This is a genomic window from Rothia sp. HMSC071C12 (assembly GCF_001813895.1).
Classification (GTDB): Bacteria; Actinomycetota; Actinomycetes; order Actinomycetales; family Micrococcaceae; genus Rothia; species Rothia mucilaginosa.
Map to the genome: position 1 here is coordinate 391068 of NZ_KV814374.1, position 20464 is coordinate 411531.

Here is a 20464-nt window from a genome sequence, read left to right on the forward strand (position 1 = left end):
GCTTCTAGCCCCCCCCCGGGTAACGAGTAGGATAGTATCTCGTGTTGCCCGGGGGGCGCGCTCTTTAAACGGCGCTATTGGAGCGTTCGTTCTGCCCCGTAGCGGCACAGCATGCACACGTGGAGAAGTACCGCCTTGTGAGGCGCAGGAAGGAGAATCATGCCGCATACTTCATCTCAACGCCCCGCACTGGGCATTATGTTTGTGCTGATGTCCTGCTCATCGCTGCAGTTCGGTGCCGCGTTCGCGATTACTCTTTTCCCGCTGTTTGGCGCTCTGGCTATTAGTGTCAGCCGCCTGGCGATTGCTTCCATTGTGGTGGGTAGCGCCGTGTGGTTGGCGGCGCGTTGGCATACCCGCCGCGGCGGCGAAATGCCGCCGGGTGCGCTGTCGTGGTCGAAGGAGCAGTGGCATGCCGTCATCATTTTCGGTATGACGTTCGGTCTGATGAACGGCTTCTTCTATTGCGCGATTGACCGCATCCCGATTGGTTTGGCGGTTGCGGTGGAGTTCTTGGGCCCGCTGGCGTTGGCGTCCATGCTGACGCGCAGGCTCCGCGACGCGGTATGGGTGCTCTGCGCTCTGGCGGGCATGCTGGTGCTCGGCTATGAGGCGGCGGTCGGTAAGGATACCGACTACCTGGGTCTGACGTTCGCGCTGATTGCTGGCGTGTTCTGGGCGCTGTATATTCGCTCGAGCGCGAAGGTGGGTGCCCTGGTTCCGGGTGCGAGCGGTCTGGCGGTTGCGATGCTTGTTGGTGCCGCATTCATTGCCCCGGTGGCAGCGGTTGTTCCGGCTCCTCAGCCGATGTGGAATGCGGCGCAGGATCCGATGCTGCTCCTCATGATTTTTGGTACCGCGATGTTCGCTTCGGTGATTCCCTATAGCGCGGAGCTGATGGCTCTGCGTAACCTGCCGCAGCAGGTGTTTAGTGTGCTGATGAGCATGGAACCGGCGATTGCGGCGATTGCCGGTTGGGCGTTGCTGGATCAGGAGACCGGCCCGATTCGTTGGGTGGCAATCTGTCTGCTGATGACGGCGAGTGTGGGTATTACGCTCACCACCACGAAGGGCGATTCCCCCAAACAGAAGGATGACGGTGAGGACCCCGTTCCCGTGCCGCTACCCGAATAAAACCAAGATTCTGCCGGCGCGCGGCATAGAGAAAACCCATATACAAAACCGTTGAGGCGGGTACCTGGTTGGTACCCGCCTCAACGGTTTTATGTTTCAGTTTTAGCTCTCGGCCAGCTCGTCCAGCAGGTCGCGGAGCTCATCGGTGGTGAGCACTTCCGCCGGATGCGGACCCATCGCGTACAGCCGGTCCTGGGTGTCCTCGTCCAGCTCGCGGGCGGTGCCAACCAGCACGAGGTTGCCTTCGTTCTGCCCGCTGAGCATGGAGCTCTCACACAGGCACCACACGTGGTCAAAGACTTCCAGCATGGCGGTTGCCTGCAGCTGGAAGAAGGGCAGACCCGCGTCGTCGCCCACGTTGATGGCGACCATGCCGCGCTCGCTCAGGGCGTCCTTGAGTTCGCGGTAGAAGTCGCGGTTCGCCAGGTGGGCGGGTGCGTCCATGCCGGTGAAGATGTCGAGAATGATCGCATCAAAACCGGGCACGCCCAGCAGTTCGGGCAGGTTCGCCAGCTGCTCGCGGGCATCCCCCACCACAAGCTGGCAGTCGGTGCCTGCGGGTAGCGGCAGGCGGTCCGTCACGAAGCCCATGAGCTCGGGCTCAATATCCACGGCAACCTGGCGGGAGCCGGGGCGGGTCGCCTGAATGTAACGCACGAGGGTGAGCGCACCGGCGCCCAGGTGCGCGGCGGTGATGGGTTCGCCGGCGGGTGCGAGCGCATCCACAGCGTTTGCGATGCGGCGCAGGTACTCGTAGAACACGTAGTCGGGGTTCTGCACGTCCACGTGGGACTGCTCGGCGCCACCGATTTCGAGGACGTAGCCGTGGTCGCTGAACCCGTCAGGGTGAATTTCGGCGCGCTGACCGCCGGAGAGCTGAATGTGTGCCACTACTTCACGCCAGCTTCACGCTTGAAGGTGCTGACCAGGTCATCCACCGAGGAGGAGGAATCCAGGCCCTCAACGACCTTGTCGTTCACGGCGAAGGTGGGGGTGCCCTTCACACCGATCTTCACGGCGTGCTCGTAGTCGCGTTGGATGGGCTTGACGGTGTCGGAGGCGAGTAGGACCTTGTCGAATTCTTCGACGTTCAGGCCCAGTTCCTTGGCGTAGTCGTTGAAGAGGGTGCGCAGCTTATCGCGTTCTTTGATGTTCTTCCAGTCGTTCTGGGTGGCGAAGAGCTTGTTCGCCATTTCAACGTGCTTACCCTGAGCTGCTGCGGCTTCTACGGCGAGCGCGGCGGGTACGGCGTTGGCGTGCATGTTCAGCGGCATGTGGCGCACAGTCACGTTCATGATGCCGTCAAGCTTCTTGGCGGCTTCTTCGAACTTGGGTTCTGCCTTGGCGCAGTAGGGGCACTGGTAGTCGGTGTACAGGGTTGCGGTGCCTGCACCGGGTACTTCGCGGTTGAGGCGGTAGCCGACGTAGCCGTCATCGGCGGTTGCCGAAGCAGTACCCGAAGGGTCAGCGGATGCCGAAGCGCTCGCGGATGCACTTGCCGAGGTAGCGGCGGTGCTTGCAGATGCGCTCGCCGAACCGCTCGCAGACGCCGATGCGGAAGGCTGGGAGGAGCTGGAACCGCATGCGCTCAGTCCCAGGGCGGCGGCGGGCACTACGCCCAGCAGCAGGGTGCGACGGTTGAGGGGTGAAGTCATGGGGGTTCCTCTCTCTACGGGTGGCGGGCTGGCCTGTGGTTGATACCTCTGTGGTCGATGTGCCAGTGGTTGTTGGGCGCGGTGAGGTGCTGCCAGCCGCCGTGGGTACTGGGTTTATTGTATGCCTCTGCCCTGAACTTTCCCTATCTTCGGGCGGGTTTGCGGGGTGAATGCAGTGCACGCCATAGCCGCTCTACCGCCTGTCCTGAGCTGCGGGCCCGGTGTTGAAAGTAATTAGCCTCTCCCCCGCCTTTTTGGTACTATTGCGGGGTATGCACTGTTCACCGGTTGCTTTCGGGCAGTTGAGAACGGCAGCATATGCGCCTCTATAGCTCAGGGGTAGAGCATTTCCCTCGTAAAGAAAAGGTCGTGGGTTCGAATCCCACTGGGGGCTCCACATCCGCCGTAACGCGTGCCGGTTTCCGGTGTGTTGCGGCGGTTTTTAGCATCTGAGAGTTGTCGTTTTCTCGAAGATGTCACCGTCGAACTTTAGGAGATTCTCATGTCTTCTCGATCCGCATCCGCTAAGCGCCAGAGTGGCCGTGCGCAGGCAGGTCGCGCCGCTGCGGGCTCTGCACGCCCGATGAGCCCCACGATGCGTTTTGCTCTGGTGTACGTGCTGGCGCTGGTGGTTTCCCTGGCGGTGTGGTTCTTCTACCGTTCCGTGTATGAGGATGACACCTCGTTCCTGGTGCCGATTGTGATTTCCTTGGTGACTTCGTACGTGTGCGCTCATGCGCTGACGGGCGGCAAATCGCCCCGCAACTAGACCGCCGACCAGCAGCCCGCCAGGCTGTAGCCTCGTGAGGTTTCAGGCAGACAAAAGCCGCGCATCCGGTTCCCCGCTCGGGGGTCGGATGCGCGGCTTTTTACGTGTGTACTTTAGACCAGCGCCTTACTTGGATGCGCGCTGGAAGTCGCTGTCGGTCTTGCCCCACAGGCCGTAGACCTTGGCGAGTTCCTTGACCTTCTTTGCACGCAGGTAGCGCGGCAGGTAGGAGCCGTCGCGGGGGCCGTCGAGGGGCACGTCGAGCATCTGGTGTGCTTCTTCGATTTCGAGCTCGCTCGGGGAGAATGCCGCGTTGATGGTCTCAGCCTGGCGAATGTCGAGGGTGATCTTACCGGTCATGCCGTGGTCGTTCGCGTAGCCGCATGCCTTGGAGAGGTCAGCGCCGTATGCGCCGAGGGTCGGGCCGTCGATGGGGCCGGGCAGACCGCCCAGGGTGGAGGCAATCACCAGTTGCGAACGCACGTAGGCGAGCGCCATGGGGGTTGCGGAGGAGCCGGTGTCGCGGCGGTAGTCGCCTGCGCCGAATGCGAGGCGGAAAGTGCCGATTGCGCGCGCAATTTCGATGGAGTGGTGCACGCCGAGTGCGGACTCGATCAGCGCGATGATGGGGGTTCCGGGGGGCAGCTCGGCTGCGGTGCGGTCAATGTCGGTCGCGTGCTCTGCGGTAGCGAGCATGACGCCTCGCAGGCCCTTCACGTTCTTGAGGGCCTTGACGTCCTTCCACCAGTGTTCGGTGGTGATGGCGTTGATTCGCACCCATGCGACGACGCCGGAGTTGAGCATACGGACGACCTGTTCGCGAGCGGCGTCCTTCTCTTCGGCGGGGCAGCCGTCTTCGAGGTCGATAATGATGGAGTCGGCCTCGGATTCGAAGGCCTCTTCAAAGACTTCTTCGGAGGAGTTGGCGCGCACGAGGAGCCAGGAGCGTGAGAGGCTGGGGCGCAGCTGACGCGCACGCTCATTGCGGTGGAATTCAAACATGGTGTGTGACTTCTTCCGTGAATTGTATATGCATTGGGTTGTGCCGTAGAGGGGCAGGAAAAAGCCTGCGGTTCTTCCGCGCGTACCATCGCATTGTGTCGTCACCTCCATTGTGACGGAACCGCATAAGAAGTGTCCTACACCTCCTCTTTAAGCGTATCGCCTGTTGAAGTGCACATCAAACTAGCTCGCCTGCTGACCGCAATTTAGGCCCTGTGTTATGCCTCAACCGGCGCTATGCCTCAACTAGTTGGGTGCGACCCACCGGAATACCGTCGTCGAAGGTCAGCTCGCCGGCGGCTTCCTTCTGGGCGCGCTGAATCAGACGTTCGGCATCCTCAATGTGCTGGATGACGGTTTCCACGCGACGGTGCACGCTCACCTGGCGGTCGCATCCGGTGGCACAGTTGCCGAAGCAGCGTGCCATGGCGAGCGCTTCGGCGCAGAGTGCCACGGCGTTACCCGCTTTGGAGAGGGCGCGGTTCAGGTCGGAGTAGGTGCCGAACGGGGAGGCGGGAATATCGCCGTCGCTGGGGGCGAGGCGGTGCGCTTCCATAGCGACTGCACGCACGCGCGGAATCAGGTCGGCGAGCGCGTTTGCGTCCGGCACGATGAGCTCAATCATGGAGGTGGACGAATCGGTTGCCGCTAGGCGTTCGAGGACCTGGTGGAAGCGGTCAATGCCGCGAATAAACCGGTCGTGGGATCGGCGCCAGATGCCTTTGCCGAGCTCGGCGTCGTCGCGGCGCGATTGCAGGTAGCTTTTAAGTCCCATGTGCCCTCCTCTGCGTGGTGTGTGTGCCGTGTTGGTTGGTCGGTGGAGGCTGCCGGCGATGGGCTCTGCGGCGACCCGCAAACCTCCCTATACTTAGGTTACCCTAAATCTCTTTTGGTGACGAGATGTCAGCAGTCAACTGTTTATTTCAAACCCAGATTTTCTTCACGCCGCTCACGCGACGCTCCCCGCAGCGCCAGTCTAAAATGGCACCGGCCTAAAATAGCACCGCAGGGGCGCAGCGATTTCTAGACCATGCGCAGCACAATCTTGCCGCGATGCTGACCGGAGTCGAAGTATTCGTGGGCGGCAGCCGCCTCCTCCATGTCGAAGATACGGTCCAGACCCACGCCAATCCTGCCGGATTCAATCAGCGGCAGCACGTGTTCGCGTACACCTCGCAGAATCTCAGCCTTCTGATGATCCGAACGGGTACGCAGGCTCGTAGCGTGCACCGACAGGCGGCGGGAGAGCATATACCCCAGGTTCACTTCTGCTTTGGCGCCGCCCATCAGACCGATAATGCACAGGTGCCCGCCGTCGGCGAGGGTGTGCAGATTGTCGTCCAGGTACTTTCCGCCCACGACGTCGAGGATGTAGTCAGCGCCGCGTCCGCCAGTTTCAGCCAGCAGAACTTCACGGAACGAATGTTCTGTATAAATAATGGGTTCCGCACCTAGTAAGCGCACATATTCTGCTTTTTCCTCGGTTCCCACGGTTGCAAACACGCGGGTACCTACGGCGAGCGCCAGCTGAATAGCGTGCACACCGATACCGCCGGTACCACCGTGCACGAGCACCACCGCGGGTTCACCGTCTTCCTTGAGGTTTTCGGCGGGGTTCATGCTCATACCACAGGTGAGAACCAGGTTCGAGTAGACGGTTGCCGCGACTTCGGGAATACCGGCGGCTTCGGCAAAACTCAGCTGTTCGGGTACGGGCAGCACGTGGTCGACCGGTACGGTCACGTAGTCGGCGTAGCCGCCTCCAGCGAGGAGCGCCATGACGGGGGTGCCGCAGTTCTCCACGGAGGCGCCTTCACCGACCGCTTCAATGACGCCGGCTACTTCGAGGCCGTAGATGGCGCTCGCGCCGGCGGGCGGCGGGTAGAATCCGCGGCGCTGCAGGGCGTCGGCGCGGTTGATTCCGGCGGCGTGAACGCGGATGAGAACTTCGTGGGAGCGGGGTACGGGGGCGGGTACTTCGCTGATTGTCAGAGCATCAGGTCCACCGTGACTGTTCTCAATAATTGCTCTCATGAGTCCTCCTCATTGCCGGAAGCACCATCGTTGGTGCGCGATTTACAGAAAGCTTATCGCATGAGATAATCTCGTAGTGCCCTGCGGCACGGTATTGCCATAAAATGCCGGTCTCTGGTGCGTATGGATGGTTGTCCGAGCGGCCGAAGGAGCTGGTCTTGAAAACCAGTAGGCGGTGACCCCGTCTCAAGGGTTCAAATCCCTTACCATCCGCGTTTTAGCTTCTGCTCCACGTGTGGAGCGCAAAGAGCCCCGTTCCTCGTATTGAGGAACGGGGCTCTTTGCATACGCCGTTTTGAGTTACCGGAGGGCGTCGTCAGTTGATTTGTGACAAGGCATTCGCAATATACATGAAGAGGGCGGCGATACCGATGAAAAAGCATAGCCCCAGCCAGTTGAGAATACGACCCGCTAGGGCAGGTACACCGTGCCTCTGCGCTACCCACCCCTGCCAGATACCCAGGATGTTCAGCACCGGCGCGGCGAGAGCTACCTGCAGACCACTTTCTCCAAGACCCTGGACAAGCAACCAAAACCCTAGAACGAAAGACAGCGGGCTGAGGAAGCCGAAAAGCAGGGAGAAGTTCGCAGCCCTTTTACCGTCTTGTGTTCCTTGCACAGCGGGAGGTTGCTCGCTCGCAGGTTGCTCCCAGTCGTCCGTGCCGTCAGTCTCCGGCTGTTGGCTGTCATCCGCTTGGTAGAGCTTGGCGTATTCAGGGTTGTTATCAAAATCTTCGTTATTTTGGGGTAGCTGCGACATCGCATCCACAACCTTTCACATTCCGCACGAGGGGGGTGTTAACTTCACCCTAGACCCTCCCCCGCCGAGAGAACAAGCATGTCGAGCCGATTCCACCAAACATACGGCATACATACAGCAAAGCCTCGTACCTCAACACGAGGAACAGGGCTCTTTGCATACGCCGTTTTGAGTTACCGGGGGCGCCGTTATATGCGGCCGGCTACGGCAATCAAGAACAATGCGACGATGATGGCGAAGGGAAGGGCAAAAATTACACCCGCCCAGCTGAGAATACGACCCGCTAGGGCAGGTACACCGTGCTGTTTCGCTACTCGCCCCTGCCAAATACCCAGGACGTTCAGCAACGGTGCAACAACAACTATCTGCAGACCACCACTGTCAAAATCGTGGACAAACAACCAGCACCCTAGAAAGAAAAATAGGAGGCCGAGGGCGCCGAAAAGCAGGGATACGTTCGCTGCCTTTTTACCGTCTTGTGCCCTTTGCTCGTCGGAAGGTTGCTTGCTCGCATGTTGCGTCCAATCGTCCGTGTTGTCAGCGTCAGACTGCGGGCTGCCATTTCCCTGGTAGAGCTTGGCATATTCGGGATTGTAATCAAAAACTTCATTATTTTGGGGCATCATAACCTTTCAATACCGGGCGTTATGCCCACCCTAGACTTTCCCCCACCAAGGGAACAAGTATGTCGAGCCGATTTCACCAAACATACGGCATACATACAGAAAAGCCCCGCACCTCAACTGAACTGCCTCCCGTTTCTTGGACAACAAAATTAAAGTCCAAGAAACAGGAGGCTTTTCATGTCTATAAATCTGGGAATGAGACACGATCGTTTGCTTCGAAAGCAAGCAGCGCAAATGTTTGAGAAAGGATGTGGCTATCGTCTGACCGCCAGCAGGCTTGGTGTGTCCGCCGCGACTGTGAGAGAGTGGCAGAAAATGTACCACGTCATCGGGAAGGACGGGCTTCTTACCATGGGAGTAAAGCACACCAAATACGACTACGAGACCAAGGTCGCCGCAGCGAAGGCCGTGGTTGACGGTGGGATGAGTAAGCCTGAAGCAATGATGCGCTTCGGTATTGCAAGCACGACACCGTTGAAGCAATGGTGCAGGCTGTACCGGCAGGGCGGCGCGCAGGCGCTTAAGCCTAAACCTAAGGGCAGGCCAAAGGGGTCGGTACGGGCGGTGCCACCAACGCGTGAGGAGGAACTCGAAGAGCGCGTGCGCAAGCTTGAGGCGCAGGTGGCGTACCTAAAAAAATCGATTGCCCTGAAGGCGCAGAAGCGCTCCCAAACCGGGACAAAGCCCTAGTGGTCGCTGAGCTTTCAGGGCGCGGTCACAAGCTGTACGATCTCCTTGAGGCGGCAGGCCTTGCCAGGTCGAGCTACTACTACGCGTTGGCTCATCCCCAACAGCCAACCAGAGTGCAGCTACGTCCCAAGGTCGCGCAAATCTTTTCGCGAACCCCCAACGGGTGCGGTCACAGGCAGATAGCCATGTGCCTGCGCGCTGAGGAAGGGGTGCGCATCGCCGATAAGACGGTCTTGAAGATGATGCGCCAGATGGGGCTGCGCTGCGGTATACGCCGCCAGAGGCCCTACCACAGGTACAACTCCTACAAGGGGGAGGCGGGGCAAAGTTTTGAGAACATCATCGGTCGCAACTTCACGGCGACCGGTCCTTGGCAGAAGTTGGGTACCGATGTTACCGAGTTTAAGCTTTCCTTTGGTAAGGCGTATCTTGCTCCGGTGTACGATTTTGCCAGTAAAGAGATTGTTGCCCACTCGATCTCGATGTGCCCTAATCTTGCCCAGCAGCAAGAGATGCTTCAGGTACTCATGGATGCCAAACCCGAGGGAGCTAAGCCGATTTTGCACTCAGATATGGGATGGCAGTACCAGCACGAGTTCTACATCAGCACGCTTGCTGATAACGGTTTTATCCAGAGTATGTCACGCAAAGGTAACTGCATCGACAATGGTGCCACTGAGCAGGTCTTTGGACATCTTAAGGACGAGTTTTTTCGTGGCCAGGACTGGCTAACCTTTGAGAGTTTCAAAGCTGACCTCGATGCGTACATTACGCATTGGAATACAACAAGACGCCAGGTGAAGCTTAAGGGCCTGACTCCGGTAGAGTACCGGGATCAGGCCCTGCAGGAAGCTGCATAGCGGCTAGTATTTATAGCGTCCAAGTTTCGGGGCGCAGTTCATTCGTTCGGTGAGGGGCTTTCGCGTATCTTCTATGCCTGTTTCCCGCCGTTGTGGGCGGCTACCGCCGTTGCAGGTTCGGTTATTCGGAGTCCTTCGAGGACTTATCCTGCGAGGACTTATCGTGCAGGCCCTGCGGGCGCGGGGTCGGACGCTGCGGCTTGGGCTGAATCAGCTTCGCGTATTCTTCCGGGTCGTCCACGCGCAGACCGTACCGCTGTGCCGGGCGCTTCTGCGTATCTGACTTCTGAGCGGTCGCCTGGTCAGTACTTGCCTGTTCCTGTTCGGAAGGCTGAGCAGACTGAGTGGGCTGAGTGGGCTGTGCGGGCATGTTCTGCGCCGCGCTCTGAGCCATCGCGTTCTGCGCAGTAGTATCACGCTCGGGCAGGTTCTGGTTCGGCGCTGGCTGGCTACCCGCCTGCGCACGGTACGAGGGTGCCTTCGGGGCGCCGGTCGGAACCGGTGCGCCATTCATCGAGACGGTACTCTGAGCGGCACGCGCCTGCGAAGCTTCCGGGGCTGCCGCCGCACGAGCAGCCGCAACCGCCGCCGAGAAGCGAGGGTGCGCACCCAGCACGCGGCGCGCATCCTGAGCGTACTCCGGCAGAGCGTACATCACGGTACGCGAAGGAATCGCCTCGGTACGCATCGGGTAGCGACCCCCATGGGAGCGACGCAGAACGTACATCTGCCACAGCACAAACACGGCAACCGACAGCGGCACGTACTTGAGTGCTTCAGAGATAAAAGAGTCACCGGCAAGGGTCATCAGCACCGAAAATACCAGGCCAATCACCGCACCCTGAATCGCCGCAGAAATCAGGGCACGACCGTAACCGGGCTGTACCGGGTACTCCACCTGGCGGATACCATCATTGACCAGGTACAGTGCCGTGACCGGGTAATCCTGTTCGCTGAGCACATCAAAAGCGGCGAGCGCATCATCGTGACGGACGAAGGAGGCGATCGCTTCACCGGCGGGCAGGGGCTTGCCCTGAGCCTGCGCCAGGCGCGAGACCAGATATGAAGAAGGCGGGGTCGAGGGAATATTCGGCAGGTTAGAAGTCATGGCTCCTATTCTACCGCCCACCCTAACCCTGGACCCGGTGGGCAGTCAGCTCCTCTACAGGCGTAGCGAACACCTGTTCAATTAGGCTTCTCAAAGTGCGAATCCCTGCGGCGGAGCGTACCCTAGAGAGGTGAGCAATTCGAAGTTCAGCACCCCCAGCAAGATTTATATTGCCCGCCTTCTGGGCCTCGACGTTTTTGACCCCTTCGGTGACCGCCTCGGCCGTCTCCGAGACGTCGTCGTACTCAAACGTGGCCTGGGCGCATCCATTGCGGGCGCCCGCCCCGCCAAGGGCACCGAACCCATTGTTGTCGGCATCATCGTTGAGGTGCTCGGCAAGAAACGCGTGTTCATGCCCATGACCCGTGTGCGAAGTATCGACGCCTCACAGATCATTTCAACCGGCCTGGTGAACCTGCGCCGCTTTGAACAGCGCAACTCTGAGACTCTCATCGTCGGGGAGCTCTTTGACCGCCGCGTGCGCCTGCTCGACGGCAGCGGCGACGCCGTCATTGAGGACGTCGCCATTGAGCAGCGCCGCAACGGCGACTGGGGCGTGACCGAGCTGTTCGTTTCCCGCGTCAACTCCGGCTCCAGCACGTGGCGCCGCCGTTCCAAGGAGACCCTCATCGTCGACTGGGACGAGGCGGTGCTCTCCACCGACGTGGAACCGCAGGCGGCAACCGCGTTCGTGGCGAACCACGAGAACTCCAAGCCCGCCGACCTTGCGGACGCCATCCACGAGATGAGCGATAAGCGCATGGTCGAAATCGCCGCCGAGCTGCAGGATGAACGCCTCGCAGACGTTCTGCAGGAGCTACCCGCCGAGGACCAGGTGCAGATTCTGTCGCACCTGGACGACGAGCGTGCCGCGCAGGTCCTCGAAGAGATGGAACCGGACGACGCCGCCGACCTGCTCATCGAACTGGACGACGCCCAGCGTGAAAAGCTGCTCGAACTCATGGAACCCGACGAAGCAGACGACGTGCGTCGACTGCTCGAATACGACGAGGGTACCGCCGGTTCGCTCATGAACCCGGTGCCGATTATCCTCTCCCCGGAGGCGACCGTTGCGGAGGCGCTCGCGCATATCCGCGCCGAGGAGATCCCGCCGGCGATGGCGGCTGCCGTCATGGTGACCCGCCCGCCCTTGGAAACCCCGACCGGCAAGTACCTGGGTCTGGTGCACATGCAGAAGCTACTGCGTGTGCCGCCGAGCGAGCCGATTGGTCACATCCTCGATACCGACACTGAGCCTGTCTCTGACCAGGCAAGTTTGGAAGAGCTGGCACGCGTGCTGGCGACCTATGACCTGACCATCGTTCCCATTGTGAACGAATCGCACCGCCTGGTAGGCGCAGTGACCATCGACGACGTGCTCGATGCGCTCCTGCCCGAAGACTGGCGCACTTACGATGATGGAACTCCCGTACGAAAGGTAGGACGACGCTTTGCCTGAATCGAACCGCCGCGACGCAAACCGTACCGAAGAGAACCCCCGCATCGATAAGGCGCGCATCCTCAAGGACCGCCTGGAGAAGAAGTACGCTGAACGCAACCGCGAGCGCGGCGACTCCCGCCCGCAACGTAGCGACTCGCAGCTGAGCACCCCCGGCACCCGCAAGCCGAAGCTGTTCTCGAGCCCCAACCCGGACGCTTTCGGCCGCATGACCGAGGGTTTTGCACGCTACATGGGTACCCCGCAGTTCCTAATGTGGATGACCATTTTCTGTGGCGTGTGGCTGGCGTGGAACTCCCTGGCGCCGGAGGAGATGCAGTTCGACCCGCGTAGCCTGAACTTCACCCTGCTGACCCTGATGCTGTCCCTGCAGGCTTCTTACGCTGCTCCCCTGCTGCTGTTGGCGCAGAACCGTCAGGATGACCGCGACCGCGTGGTGGCCTCTGAGGACCGTAAGCGTGACCAGCAGAACCTGGAGGAGACCCAGTACCTGACCCGCGAGATTGCTTCGCTGCGTATTGCTCTGCGTGAGGTTGCGACCCGTGACTTCGTCCGTAGCGAGCTGCGTGACATTCTTGAGGAACTGCAGAACATTGCGCAGGAGCAGGAGCGTCACGCCGAGCAGCTGCAGGACATCAGTGAGGACATTGAGGACCTGGAGGAGGCTATCGACGATATCGATACCTCCGAGGGTGAGGAGAAGGACGCTGAGGAGCAGGGCTCTGATAGCCAGAACTCTGAGGGCACGGACTCTAATAACACGGAGAACGGTACCGAGCAGGCACCTGACAAGGCTGAACGCCCTGCGAAGGACTCCCCACAGGATTCCCACCGAGGCGATTTGAGCCAGCCTCAGAGCCGCGAATCCCAGCAGGCACAGCAGCAGGCAGAGCGCACCCGTGAGGGAGGCGCCCGTGACCGCTAATTCGCCCCTGCAGGATGCGCTCTACGCGGCGCTCGCCCGCGTCGAGGATCCCGAACTGCGCCGCCCCATTACGGAGCTGGGCATGGTGGAGACTGCACTCGTGCATCCTGAACTGGATGAGCACGGTGAGCCGATTCCCGGCCGCCACTGGGCTGAGGTCACGGTGCTACTCACCATTGAGGGTTGCCCGCTGAAGAACACCATCGAGCAGCAGGTTCGTGACGCCGCCGCCACCGTTGAGGGTATCGACCGTGTGCAACTGCAGGTGGGTGCGATGAACCCGCAGCAGCGTTCCGCCCTGCGTTCGATGCTCAAGCCGGAGCGTTCCAACCCGTTTACCGCACCCGGTTCGCTGACCCGCGTGTTCGGTGTGGTGTCCGGTAAGGGCGGCGTGGGTAAGTCCTCCATGACCGCGAATCTTGCCGCCGCGTTCGCTTCGCGCGGGCTTGCGGTGGGCATTATTGACGCGGATGTGCACGGCTTCTCCATCCCCGGTCTGTTGGGCATTACCGACGCCCCGACCCGCCTGGATGACCTGATTCTTCCGCCGACCGTGGACGTGCCCGCCCCCGCCCAGCGTTGGGGTGAGCAGAAGGTCAGCGGCGGCTTTATTCGCGTGATTTCTATCGGCATGTTCCTCAAGGGCAACGAGCCGGTGGCGTGGCGCGGCCCCATGCTGCACCGTGCCCTGGAGCAGTTCATCATGGATGTGCACTTCGGCGCCCTGGACGTGCTGCTACTGGATTTGCCTCCCGGCACCGGCGATATTGCCATCTCCATGGCTCAGCTGTTGCCGAATGCGGAGCTGGTGCTCATTTCCACCCCGCAACACGCCGCGGTGGATGTGGCGGAGCGTGCCGGCACCCTGAGCCTGCAGACCGGTCAGAAGGTCGTGGGCGTGGTCGAGAACATGGCTGCCATGACCCTGCCGGACGGTACCGTGCTCGACATGTTCGGTTCTGGCGGCGGTCAGGTGCTCGCTGAGCGTCTTTCGGAGGCGCTCTCCTACCCGGTACCGCTACTCGGTTCTGTCCCGCTGGATGTGAACCTGCGTACCGGCGGCGACGATGGCATGCCTGTCGTGTGGGGCCACCCCGACTCCGCCACCGCCGAAGAGATTCAGTCCATCGCCTCGCAGCTGCTGCAGTCCGGTGAGTCGAGGGCGGGTCAGAGCCTGCCGCTCTTCGTTTAGAGATTGAGCATCTAGAAGCTGATACAGAAAGAACCCCGCACCATCACGGTGCGGGGTTCTTTCGTTTCAAAATCTTAGGTGGCGTCCACGTCGAAGGGGGCGTACGCGCCTCGCGGAAGAGCACGGCTCTCCGACTTTTCCTTCTCCTTCAGCAGCGCCTCTTCACGTTCCCTCGCCTCACGCTCACGCTCGGCGTCATCCTCAGCGAACGCCTGCTTCACAATCACGCGCGGATCGTACTGGCGGGGGTCGTACTGGCGCCAGTTAATATCTTCCAGGCCCGTCTCGCCCAGGGCTTCCTTGAAGTCGTCCTTCGCGTCGAACGCCATACGGCGCACGGTCTTGACGAATTCACGAATCTGGCGGGCGTATTCGGGCATGCGTTCGGGGCCAATCACCACGAACGTGATGATGGCCAAAATAATCAACTCGGTGCCACTAATACCAAACACAGAATATAGATTATCAGTTCCGAGCCAGCACCGCCGAACCCGCGGCGCTTTCTGGACGTGTCTTTAAGCTCTGGACAAGCAGAAGGCGTACGCTACAGCACCGCGGAGGGGCATTGCGCCCACGGCTAAGAACACCACTTCAGCGGTTTACGGCGGGTAATCTCCACCGCCGGGTTAAAACGCTGCGGCTCCAACCGCAGACATGCCCGCCTCCCGAACACAAAAGACCGCCGGCAGCACACCGGCGGTCTCCAGTCACGATATTTGGTTTACGGCGGGTAATCTCCACCGCCGGGTTAAAACGCTGCGGCTCCAGCCGCAGGCACGCCCGCCTCCCGAACGCAAAAGACCGCCGGCAGCGCACCGGCGGTCTCCAGTCACGATATTCGGTTTACGGCGGATAATCTCCACCGCCGGGGAGCTGCTTCCAATGCCACAGCCAGCCAACCCAGCCCCACTGCGCACACGCACCCGCCACCAGCAGCGCCCAACGATACGCCCGCGAACGGCTCGCCGCAGCCACCACAATCACCAGCGGAAACAACGGCAACAACAGGCGGAACGTCGACGACTGCGGATTCAAAAAGAGAATCAAATACGCAAAATAGCTCAGGCACCACAGGTTCAGCGGAGCCGCCAAAACCCTACGCGCCAGGGGGCTCAAACACAGAGCAATAAAGCCCAAAATCAGCAGAGTCAGCAGCACCGGAGCCGCATACCCAAAGTACAGGTACCCCTGCGAAAGCCACGGCTGGATCGGTGCCAAATGGGTACCGCGCCACGCCGTCTCCGTGGCGGTGTACGCATCCACACGGCCCGTAGCCCACCACGCAATCGCAGGCCACACCAGCGCACACGCACACACCACCAAGGCGCTGAACAGCTGCCCCAGATGGCGCACAAACGCCGTGCCCATCCCCGACTGGCGGCTCGAACGCACCCAGCACGCAAACCACCACAGGCCGGCAGCCGCGCCCAGGGGCACACCCACCGGGCGGGACAGGCACGCCAACGCCGCCACAGGAACCAGCAGGCCGTAGCGTCCCTGAACCAGGCACAGCAGCGCACCGGCAAGGAACACCAGGTTCAGCGACTCCGCATACGGAACCTGAAGCACCGGCGCCACCGGCAAGAACGACACCAACGCCACAGCCCACATGGACAGCGCAGAAGGCGACTCCTCACTCTTGAAACCGGTCGCCTTCAACGACGCCTCAAACAGCAGGTAAATCACCCACGCCGCCGCAAAACCGGCAATCAGAGCAACCGTCGCCGCCACCGGGTAGTACCCGATGCCCGTCGCATGGCTAATAGCACCGGAAAGCTGCGGGAAAATCGGGTAAAAAGCCCACTGATTCTGCTGAACCACACCCGCCGCATTCACCGGCAGCTCACTCGGGTAACCCTGTACCGCGATCTGCTCATACCAGCCGGCATCCCAGATGCTAATGAACGACAAATAATCCAGGTGCTGACCCCACGGGCTGCGCAGCTGCTGCTGGCCGACCACGGCAAACACGATGAAACCCCACACGCGGGACAGGCCGTAAATCAGCAGTACCGACAGCCACGCGGGCAGGGCACGCAGACGCTCCCCCACCCGGTGCAGGCGCTCACCGGCGGCGGTGTACGCCCAGGTCAGCAACTCATCAAAAGACTCGCCCTGCTCCTTCGTGGAGGCGGTGGTGGCGGCACCCTGCACGGGGGAATGCGCGGGGGAAGTACTATTACGTTCAGGCGAAACACTCACGGGCGTTAGTTCCCCTCAGCCTGCGGGCTCTTCCGCTTCTCCACGAACTCGTGAGCGCTCAAGGTGCTCTCCGCATCATCAGACAGGGGAACCGCACCGCGGCGAACCGGCTCAGCGGCAGTCACGTTAGCATCAGCAGATTCTGCGGTCGAAGCAGCAGACTCAGCGGCGGGTGCGTTCTCGAGTGCCTTGTTATCTTCGGGTGCACCGACGAGAGGAGCGATAAAGCCGAAATCCTCCACACGGTCGAAAGTTCCTAAACCGTCACGGCCCACGCCGCTAAAGAACGCGGCACCGGGCACGGCACGCTCACCGCCGAGCGCCACAACGGAGAGCGCCGCGATGCCCACAATCAGCAGGGCAAGCAGAATCAGAAGAAAGTTCATGTCAATCTCATATCATGCAGGACCGTCAACCCCTCTGACGGTCACCTAAATTCAAATAGTAGCGCCAGCACCGGCAGAATCAGCGCCGCGACTAGTCCTGTTGTGTCTAATCCTCGTCACGGTCGCTGAGCAGCCAGGCACGCAAATCCGCGTGGCAGCGGGTCAGCTGGCTAAAGCTCACATGCTCATTATCGGTGTGAGCCAGCAGGGCGTCACCGGGCCCAAAGTTCACGGCGGGAATACCAATCTCGCTCAGGCGAGCCACATCCGTCCAACCGTACTTGGGCTGGGGCTCCTCGCCCACCGCCTCAATCAGAGATGCCGCCAGCGGAGTGTCCAGGCCGGGGCGAGCCGCCGGGGACAGGTCCACAAAATCCAGCTCGTAACCGGCGAAAACCTCACGCACGTGGGCGATAGCCTCATCCAGGGTCTTATCCGGGGCGAATCGGTAGTTCACGTGCATTGCCGCCGCATCGGGAATCACGTTACCGGCAACGCCACCAGAAATCTGCACCGCATTCAGGCCCTCACGATAATCCAGGCCCTCCACCGCGATGGTCTTCGGCTCGTAGGAGGCGAGCGCCGCCAACGCCGGTGCCAGGGCGTGAATCGCGTTCTCACCGCGCCATGCGCGACCCGAGTGAGCGGCAAGGCCACGGGTGCGCACGAAGAAACGCATGGTGCCGTTGCAGCCGCCCTCGATAGTGCCGTTGGTCGGTTCGAGCAGCACGCCGAAGTCTGCGTCGGTGATGAGCTCGCCGTGGTTGCGGATCAGGCGCGCCAGGCCGGAGAGTTCGCTGGCGACTTCTTCATTGTCGTAGAAGATGTAGGTCAGGTTGTAGTCGGTGTCCTGCGCGGTGAGTTCGGCGGCGAGTTTTAGCTGAACCGCCACGCCGCCCTTCATATCGGTGGCACCGCGGCCGTAGAGCACGCTGTGGCCTTCCTCTTCTTCACGCACCGTAGCGGGCACGGTACCCAGGGAGCCCTCGACGGTGGGCAGGGGCACGGTGTCCAGGTGACCGGCAAGAATAATGCGGGTGCGCTCCCCCTCAGCGCCGGGCAGAGGCGGGAATTCGGTGCGGGCAATAATGGCGTCCCCGTCACGGGTCAGGTGCAGGTGCGGGCAGAACGACAGCGCCGTGTGCACGGCATCAGCAATCGTTCGCTCGTTACCAGAAACCGACTCAAGATCCAGCAGGGCACGCGTCAGCTCGGGCATGGACACGTCCAAGTTCAGGGGCGGTGCCGGGACCGGGTGACGATCAGAAGTATTCGGGGAAACGCTCATCCTTCCACCTTACAGGTTCCCCGGTACACACACCCGCGCCCACAACTTCCATATCGAGCATATGAGACGGTCTTGAAGGGGCTCTCACCCCCAAAACTATAATGGGAGGCATGTCTGAAAACACTCCCCGTTACGCCTCCGGCGTTGCACTGGTCAATGTTGTTGTCTCTGGCGAGCACGCCGGCACCGTCCTGGATGCCTGGTTCCCCGCTCCCTCCCTCACCCAGACCCCCGACCTGTCCATCGCGGACGAGCTGGAGGAACTGGCCGCCGAGCACCCGGCGCGCAACGCCCGTACCGAGGTGCGTACCGCATCCATCAACCTGGATGAGGCACCCGAAGACGCGGTCGACGCGTACCTGCGTCTGCACCTGCTCTCCCACACTCTGGTTCGCCCCAACGAGCTGAACCTGGACGGCCTGTTCGGCACCCTGGCGAATGTTGCGTGGACCAACCACGGCCCGGTACTTGCCGCCGAGTTCCAGAAGCTCGCAATTGGTCTGCGCAAGCTGGGCCACCTGAGCGTGAGCCACATTGATAAGTTCCCGCGCCTGGTGGATTACGTGGTTCCCGCCGGCGTGCGCATTGGCGACGGTGACCGCCTGCGCCTGGGCGCGCACCTGGCGTCCGGCACGACCGTGATGCACGAAGGCTTCGTGAACTTCAACGCAGGTACCCTGGGCACCTCCATGGTTGAGGGCCGTATTTCTCAGGGTGTTGTGGTGGGCGACGGCTCGGATGTGGGTGGCGGCGCCTCCACGATGGGTACCCTCTCCGGCGGCGGCACTCAGCGCGTGTCTATTGGTGAGCGTTCTCTGCTGGGTGCGGAGTCCGGTATCGGTATTGCCCTGGGTGATGACTGCGTGGTTGAGGCTGGCCTGTACGTGACCGCAGGTTCGCGCGTGAGTGTTCTGCTGCCCGGTCAGGAGGCGCGTGTGGTGAAGGCTGCGGAGCTGTCCGGCGTGTCGAATCTGCTGTTCCGCCGTAATTCGCTGAGCGGTGCGATTGAGGTTCTGCCGCGTGCGAAGAACACCGTGGAGCTGAACGAGGCGCTGCACCTGAACTAGTGCGGTTTCTCCAATGAGCTTTAGGGGTCGGGATGTGTGAAGCATCCCGGCCCCTTTTCTGCACCCGGTGTTCCCTCGTCCGCCGCTCTTACAGGCTGGGCGCGAATCCGTGGCGGCTACGATGACCGTTTTCAGGGCGTACGGCTCGGGCTTTCGCTAGGCTGGTAGTACCGGGTACAGCGTACCCGCCATGACTGACCACTTGTACAGTTCAGAGAGGAATTCAGATGCCCGAATCGACTAAGTCAGAGTCGACGATAAGCGAAACCTACCGGCACTTTACGCGCCTTTTCCCCTACCCGCACGAGCGTATTCCGGCGGGTACCCCGGCAGCTGATGCCATGGCTCGTTACGATGAGCTGGCTAAGCTGGGGCGCGCGCAGGGGTTCGTCCCCTTCTTCCTGAACCTGAACGATACGGTGCTTGAAAGCATGGTCATTGCGGTGTCCCTTGAGCACGACATCATTGACGATGTTGAGACTCTGACCCCCGAGCAGGTGAGCGCCTACACTCGTGCCATCCTGCAGCGTTACCGTACCGCCCGGGGTGCCGCCTCCGCCGAAGAGTACGGCAGCGCCGCCATTGCCCAGCAGCTGCGCAAGGTTACCGGTGACGGCGAAGATACTCACGAGGACGCCCCTGACGAGTTCGACCTCAACAAGCTTGTTGACGAGTTTATGAGCTCCGATTTTCTGCCCGATGAGGAGCCCGAAGATGACGCCCCGACTCTTTCCGCTCTGCTCTGCTACGAGCTTGCGGATGAGGAGGAGAAAGGCGAGATGCTCCTGCTGCAGATTCCGACCGATGACCCCGCCGATATTCCCGCGTACCTGCCCTTTGGCGGCTGGAATGACTGCCCGGACGCTGAAACGCAGCTGGCGTTCACCCACTATTGGCGTGAAAAGTACGGTGCCATCCCGGCGGCTCTTGACGGTGCTGACTGCCTAGAGTTTCTGGTGGAATGCCCCGTCACCGACCCGGTCGAGGCGAAGAATCTGGCGGTCGAGCAGTTCGCGTTCTGTTCCGATCTTCCGTTCCAGGTTTTTGAGGATTTTGAGCAGCTGACGGAGTTTATTCACCAGAGCCGCCAGTGGTATTTCTGGTGGGATTAGAGGTCGACTCAGAAATCAGCTAATACGCGGATTCAGGCGCTGGGCAAAGGCGAGTGGCGACACACCTAAAGAACGCTTCCCACATGCTCACACCAGAGTGCACAAGCGCACAGTGTCCCGCAGTACTTACATCCCATGCACAGCTGTACCATTAGATACAGCTCAACAGCTTTTGTCCCCCATCCGGAGCACTTT

The 20464-nt window shown here is 61.0% G+C and carries 21 protein-coding genes and 2 tRNA genes; 11 read left to right on the top strand and 12 right to left on the bottom strand.

The features are described 5' to 3' along the window. Positions 1 to 159 precede the first annotated feature (159 nt). On the top strand, positions 160 to 1134 hold the full coding sequence (locus tag HMPREF2942_RS06575; RefSeq protein WP_070688687.1) for an EamA family transporter: 975 nt from the start codon (positions 160 to 162) through the stop codon (positions 1132 to 1134). Between the two features lie 102 nt (positions 1135 to 1236). Here the strand turns inward: HMPREF2942_RS06575 and HMPREF2942_RS06580 are convergent, their stop codons facing one another. After that, positions 1237 to 2025 (bottom strand): spermidine synthase, encoded by a 789-nt coding sequence (locus HMPREF2942_RS06580; protein WP_049346157.1) that lies wholly within the window; start codon positions 2023 to 2025, stop codon positions 1237 to 1239. Beyond that, positions 2025 to 2789: a DsbA family protein gene (locus HMPREF2942_RS06585; protein ID WP_049346158.1), complete on the bottom strand. Its 765-nt coding sequence runs from the start codon at positions 2787 to 2789 to the stop codon at positions 2025 to 2027. Before HMPREF2942_RS06585 ends, HMPREF2942_RS06580 begins: the two co-directional genes overlap by 1 nt. A 322-nt stretch (positions 2790 to 3111) precedes the next feature. Between HMPREF2942_RS06585 and HMPREF2942_RS06590 the strand changes: the two genes are divergently transcribed. Both HMPREF2942_RS06590 and HMPREF2942_RS06595 read left to right on the top strand, forming a co-directional pair. Continuing rightward, a tRNA-Thr gene (locus HMPREF2942_RS06590) sits at positions 3112 to 3186 on the top strand. Between the two features lie 105 nt (positions 3187 to 3291). Next, positions 3292 to 3558, top strand: coding sequence for a hypothetical protein (locus HMPREF2942_RS06595; RefSeq protein WP_005504446.1), 267 nt, complete (start codon positions 3292 to 3294; stop codon positions 3556 to 3558). Between the two features lie 126 nt (positions 3559 to 3684). Here HMPREF2942_RS06595 and HMPREF2942_RS06600 read toward each other — a convergent pair whose 3' ends face one another. From HMPREF2942_RS06600 to HMPREF2942_RS06610, 3 genes are all read right to left on the bottom strand, one after another. Further along, positions 3685 to 4560, bottom strand: coding sequence for an HpcH/HpaI aldolase/citrate lyase family protein (locus HMPREF2942_RS06600; protein ID WP_044150069.1), 876 nt, complete (start codon positions 4558 to 4560; stop codon positions 3685 to 3687). A 235-nt stretch (positions 4561 to 4795) separates the two neighbouring features. Further along, complete coding sequence (locus tag HMPREF2942_RS06605; RefSeq protein WP_049349921.1) at positions 4796 to 5335, bottom strand: hypothetical protein; 540 nt, start codon at positions 5333 to 5335, stop codon at positions 4796 to 4798. Between the two features lie 248 nt (positions 5336 to 5583). After that, on the bottom strand, positions 5584 to 6594 hold the full coding sequence (locus HMPREF2942_RS06610) for an NAD(P)H-quinone oxidoreductase (RefSeq protein WP_070685959.1): 1011 nt from the start codon (positions 6592 to 6594) through the stop codon (positions 5584 to 5586). A 125-nt stretch (positions 6595 to 6719) separates the two neighbouring features. On the opposite strand from HMPREF2942_RS06610, the gene HMPREF2942_RS06615 reads away from it, so the two are divergent. Further along, positions 6720 to 6807 (top strand) — tRNA-Ser (locus HMPREF2942_RS06615). A 103-nt stretch (positions 6808 to 6910) separates the two neighbouring features. Here the strand turns inward: HMPREF2942_RS06615 and HMPREF2942_RS06620 are convergent. Further along, positions 6911 to 7354, bottom strand: a complete 444-nt coding sequence (locus HMPREF2942_RS06620) for a hypothetical protein (RefSeq protein ID WP_049353995.1) — start codon at positions 7352 to 7354, stop codon at positions 6911 to 6913. A gap of 188 nt (positions 7355 to 7542) precedes the next feature. Beyond that, positions 7543 to 7980 (bottom strand): hypothetical protein, encoded by a 438-nt coding sequence (locus HMPREF2942_RS06625; RefSeq protein ID WP_049340393.1) that lies wholly within the window; start codon positions 7978 to 7980, stop codon positions 7543 to 7545. A 177-nt stretch (positions 7981 to 8157) separates the two neighbouring features. On the opposite strand from HMPREF2942_RS06625, the gene HMPREF2942_RS06630 reads away from it, so the two are divergent. Beyond that, complete coding sequence (locus tag HMPREF2942_RS06630) at positions 8158 to 8670, top strand: helix-turn-helix domain-containing protein (protein ID WP_070688022.1); 513 nt, start codon at positions 8158 to 8160, stop codon at positions 8668 to 8670. After that, complete coding sequence (locus tag HMPREF2942_RS06635) at positions 8670 to 9530, top strand: IS3 family transposase (RefSeq protein WP_070688020.1); 861 nt, start codon at positions 8670 to 8672, stop codon at positions 9528 to 9530. Before HMPREF2942_RS06630 ends, HMPREF2942_RS06635 begins: the two co-directional genes overlap by 1 nt. 121 nt (positions 9531 to 9651) lie before the next feature. Here HMPREF2942_RS06635 and HMPREF2942_RS06640 read toward each other — a convergent pair whose 3' ends face one another. Continuing rightward, entirely contained in the window at positions 9652 to 10638 is a 987-nt protein-coding gene (locus tag HMPREF2942_RS06640) for a hypothetical protein (RefSeq protein ID WP_070688688.1), read from the bottom strand. A 130-nt stretch (positions 10639 to 10768) separates the two neighbouring features. Between HMPREF2942_RS06640 and HMPREF2942_RS06645 the strand changes: the two genes are divergently transcribed. From HMPREF2942_RS06645 to HMPREF2942_RS06655, 3 genes are read left to right on the top strand one after another with little or no spacing between them, the layout of a single operon-like run. Then, entirely contained in the window at positions 10769 to 12097 is a 1329-nt protein-coding gene (locus HMPREF2942_RS06645; protein WP_070688689.1) for a magnesium transporter MgtE N-terminal domain-containing protein, read from the top strand. Further along, positions 12090 to 13022: a DUF1003 domain-containing protein gene (locus HMPREF2942_RS06650; RefSeq protein ID WP_070604120.1), complete on the top strand. Its 933-nt coding sequence runs from the start codon at positions 12090 to 12092 to the stop codon at positions 13020 to 13022. Before HMPREF2942_RS06645 ends, HMPREF2942_RS06650 begins: the two co-directional genes overlap by 8 nt. Continuing rightward, the gene (locus HMPREF2942_RS06655; protein ID WP_070688690.1) at positions 13012 to 14214 is read left to right on the top strand and encodes a P-loop NTPase; all 1203 of its coding nucleotides are present in this window, start codon (positions 13012 to 13014) and stop codon (positions 14212 to 14214) included. The genes HMPREF2942_RS06650 and HMPREF2942_RS06655 overlap by 11 nt, the downstream gene beginning before the upstream one ends. A 74-nt stretch (positions 14215 to 14288) precedes the next feature. Here HMPREF2942_RS06655 and HMPREF2942_RS06660 read toward each other — a convergent pair whose 3' ends face one another. The 4 genes from HMPREF2942_RS06660 to dapE all read right to left on the bottom strand — a co-directional run bounded on the left by HMPREF2942_RS06660 (position 14289) and on the right by dapE (position 18090). Next, entirely contained in the window at positions 14289 to 14666 is a 378-nt protein-coding gene (locus tag HMPREF2942_RS06660; protein WP_012903155.1) for a twin-arginine translocase TatA/TatE family subunit, read from the bottom strand. Positions 14667 to 15057: 391 nt separating this feature from the next. Next, a complete protein-coding gene (locus HMPREF2942_RS06665; protein ID WP_070688691.1) occupies positions 15058 to 16416 on the bottom strand; it encodes a hypothetical protein in 1359 nt (452 codons plus the stop codon). 5 nt (positions 16417 to 16421) lie between these two features. Further along, positions 16422 to 16802 carry a taurine ABC transporter substrate-binding protein gene (locus tag HMPREF2942_RS06670; RefSeq protein WP_070688692.1) on the bottom strand — a complete coding sequence of 127 codons (381 nt, stop codon included), beginning with the start codon at positions 16800 to 16802 and terminating at the stop codon, positions 16422 to 16424. Between the two features lie 106 nt (positions 16803 to 16908). Further along, positions 16909 to 18090 carry a succinyl-diaminopimelate desuccinylase gene (gene dapE / locus HMPREF2942_RS06675; protein WP_070688693.1) on the bottom strand — a complete coding sequence of 394 codons (1182 nt, stop codon included), beginning with the start codon at positions 18088 to 18090 and terminating at the stop codon, positions 16909 to 16911. Between the two features lie 101 nt (positions 18091 to 18191). Between dapE and dapD the strand changes: the two genes are divergently transcribed. After that, on the top strand, positions 18192 to 19157 hold the full coding sequence (gene dapD, locus HMPREF2942_RS06680; RefSeq protein WP_070688694.1) for a 2,3,4,5-tetrahydropyridine-2,6-dicarboxylate N-succinyltransferase: 966 nt from the start codon (positions 18192 to 18194) through the stop codon (positions 19155 to 19157). Between the two features lie 227 nt (positions 19158 to 19384). Further along, a complete protein-coding gene (locus HMPREF2942_RS06685; protein ID WP_049354218.1) occupies positions 19385 to 20269 on the top strand; it encodes a DUF4253 domain-containing protein in 885 nt (294 codons plus the stop codon). Positions 20270 to 20464 lie beyond the last annotated feature (195 nt).

Coding starts and splice junctions, on each gene's coding strand:
- HMPREF2942_RS06575 (WP_070688687.1), top strand. CDS start 160: ATGCCGCATACTTCATCTCAACGCCCCGCACTGGGCATTATGTTTGTG.
- HMPREF2942_RS06640 (WP_070688688.1), bottom strand. CDS start 10,638: ATGACTTCTAACCTGCCGAATATTCCCTCGACCCCGCCTTCTTCATAT.
- HMPREF2942_RS06685 (WP_049354218.1), top strand. CDS start 19,385: ATGCCCGAATCGACTAAGTCAGAGTCGACGATAAGCGAAACCTACCGG.
- dapE (WP_070688693.1), bottom strand. CDS start 18,090: ATGAGCGTTTCCCCGAATACTTCTGATCGTCACCCGGTCCCGGCACCG.
- dapD (WP_070688694.1), top strand. CDS start 18,192: ATGGGAGGCATGTCTGAAAACACTCCCCGTTACGCCTCCGGCGTTGCA.
- HMPREF2942_RS06600 (WP_044150069.1), bottom strand. CDS start 4,560: ATGTTTGAATTCCACCGCAATGAGCGTGCGCGTCAGCTGCGCCCCAGC.
- HMPREF2942_RS06670 (WP_070688692.1), bottom strand. CDS start 16,802: ATGAACTTTCTTCTGATTCTGCTTGCCCTGCTGATTGTGGGCATCGCG.
- HMPREF2942_RS06605 (WP_049349921.1), bottom strand. CDS start 5,335: ATGGGACTTAAAAGCTACCTGCAATCGCGCCGCGACGACGCCGAGCTC.
- HMPREF2942_RS06630 (WP_070688022.1), top strand. CDS start 8,158: ATGTCTATAAATCTGGGAATGAGACACGATCGTTTGCTTCGAAAGCAA.
- HMPREF2942_RS06625 (WP_049340393.1), bottom strand. CDS start 7,980: ATGATGCCCCAAAATAATGAAGTTTTTGATTACAATCCCGAATATGCC.
- HMPREF2942_RS06620 (WP_049353995.1), bottom strand. CDS start 7,354: ATGTCGCAGCTACCCCAAAATAACGAAGATTTTGATAACAACCCTGAA.
- HMPREF2942_RS06610 (WP_070685959.1), bottom strand. CDS start 6,594: ATGAGAGCAATTATTGAGAACAGTCACGGTGGACCTGATGCTCTGACA.
- HMPREF2942_RS06585 (WP_049346158.1), bottom strand. CDS start 2,789: ATGACTTCACCCCTCAACCGTCGCACCCTGCTGCTGGGCGTAGTGCCC.
- HMPREF2942_RS06595 (WP_005504446.1), top strand. CDS start 3,292: ATGTCTTCTCGATCCGCATCCGCTAAGCGCCAGAGTGGCCGTGCGCAG.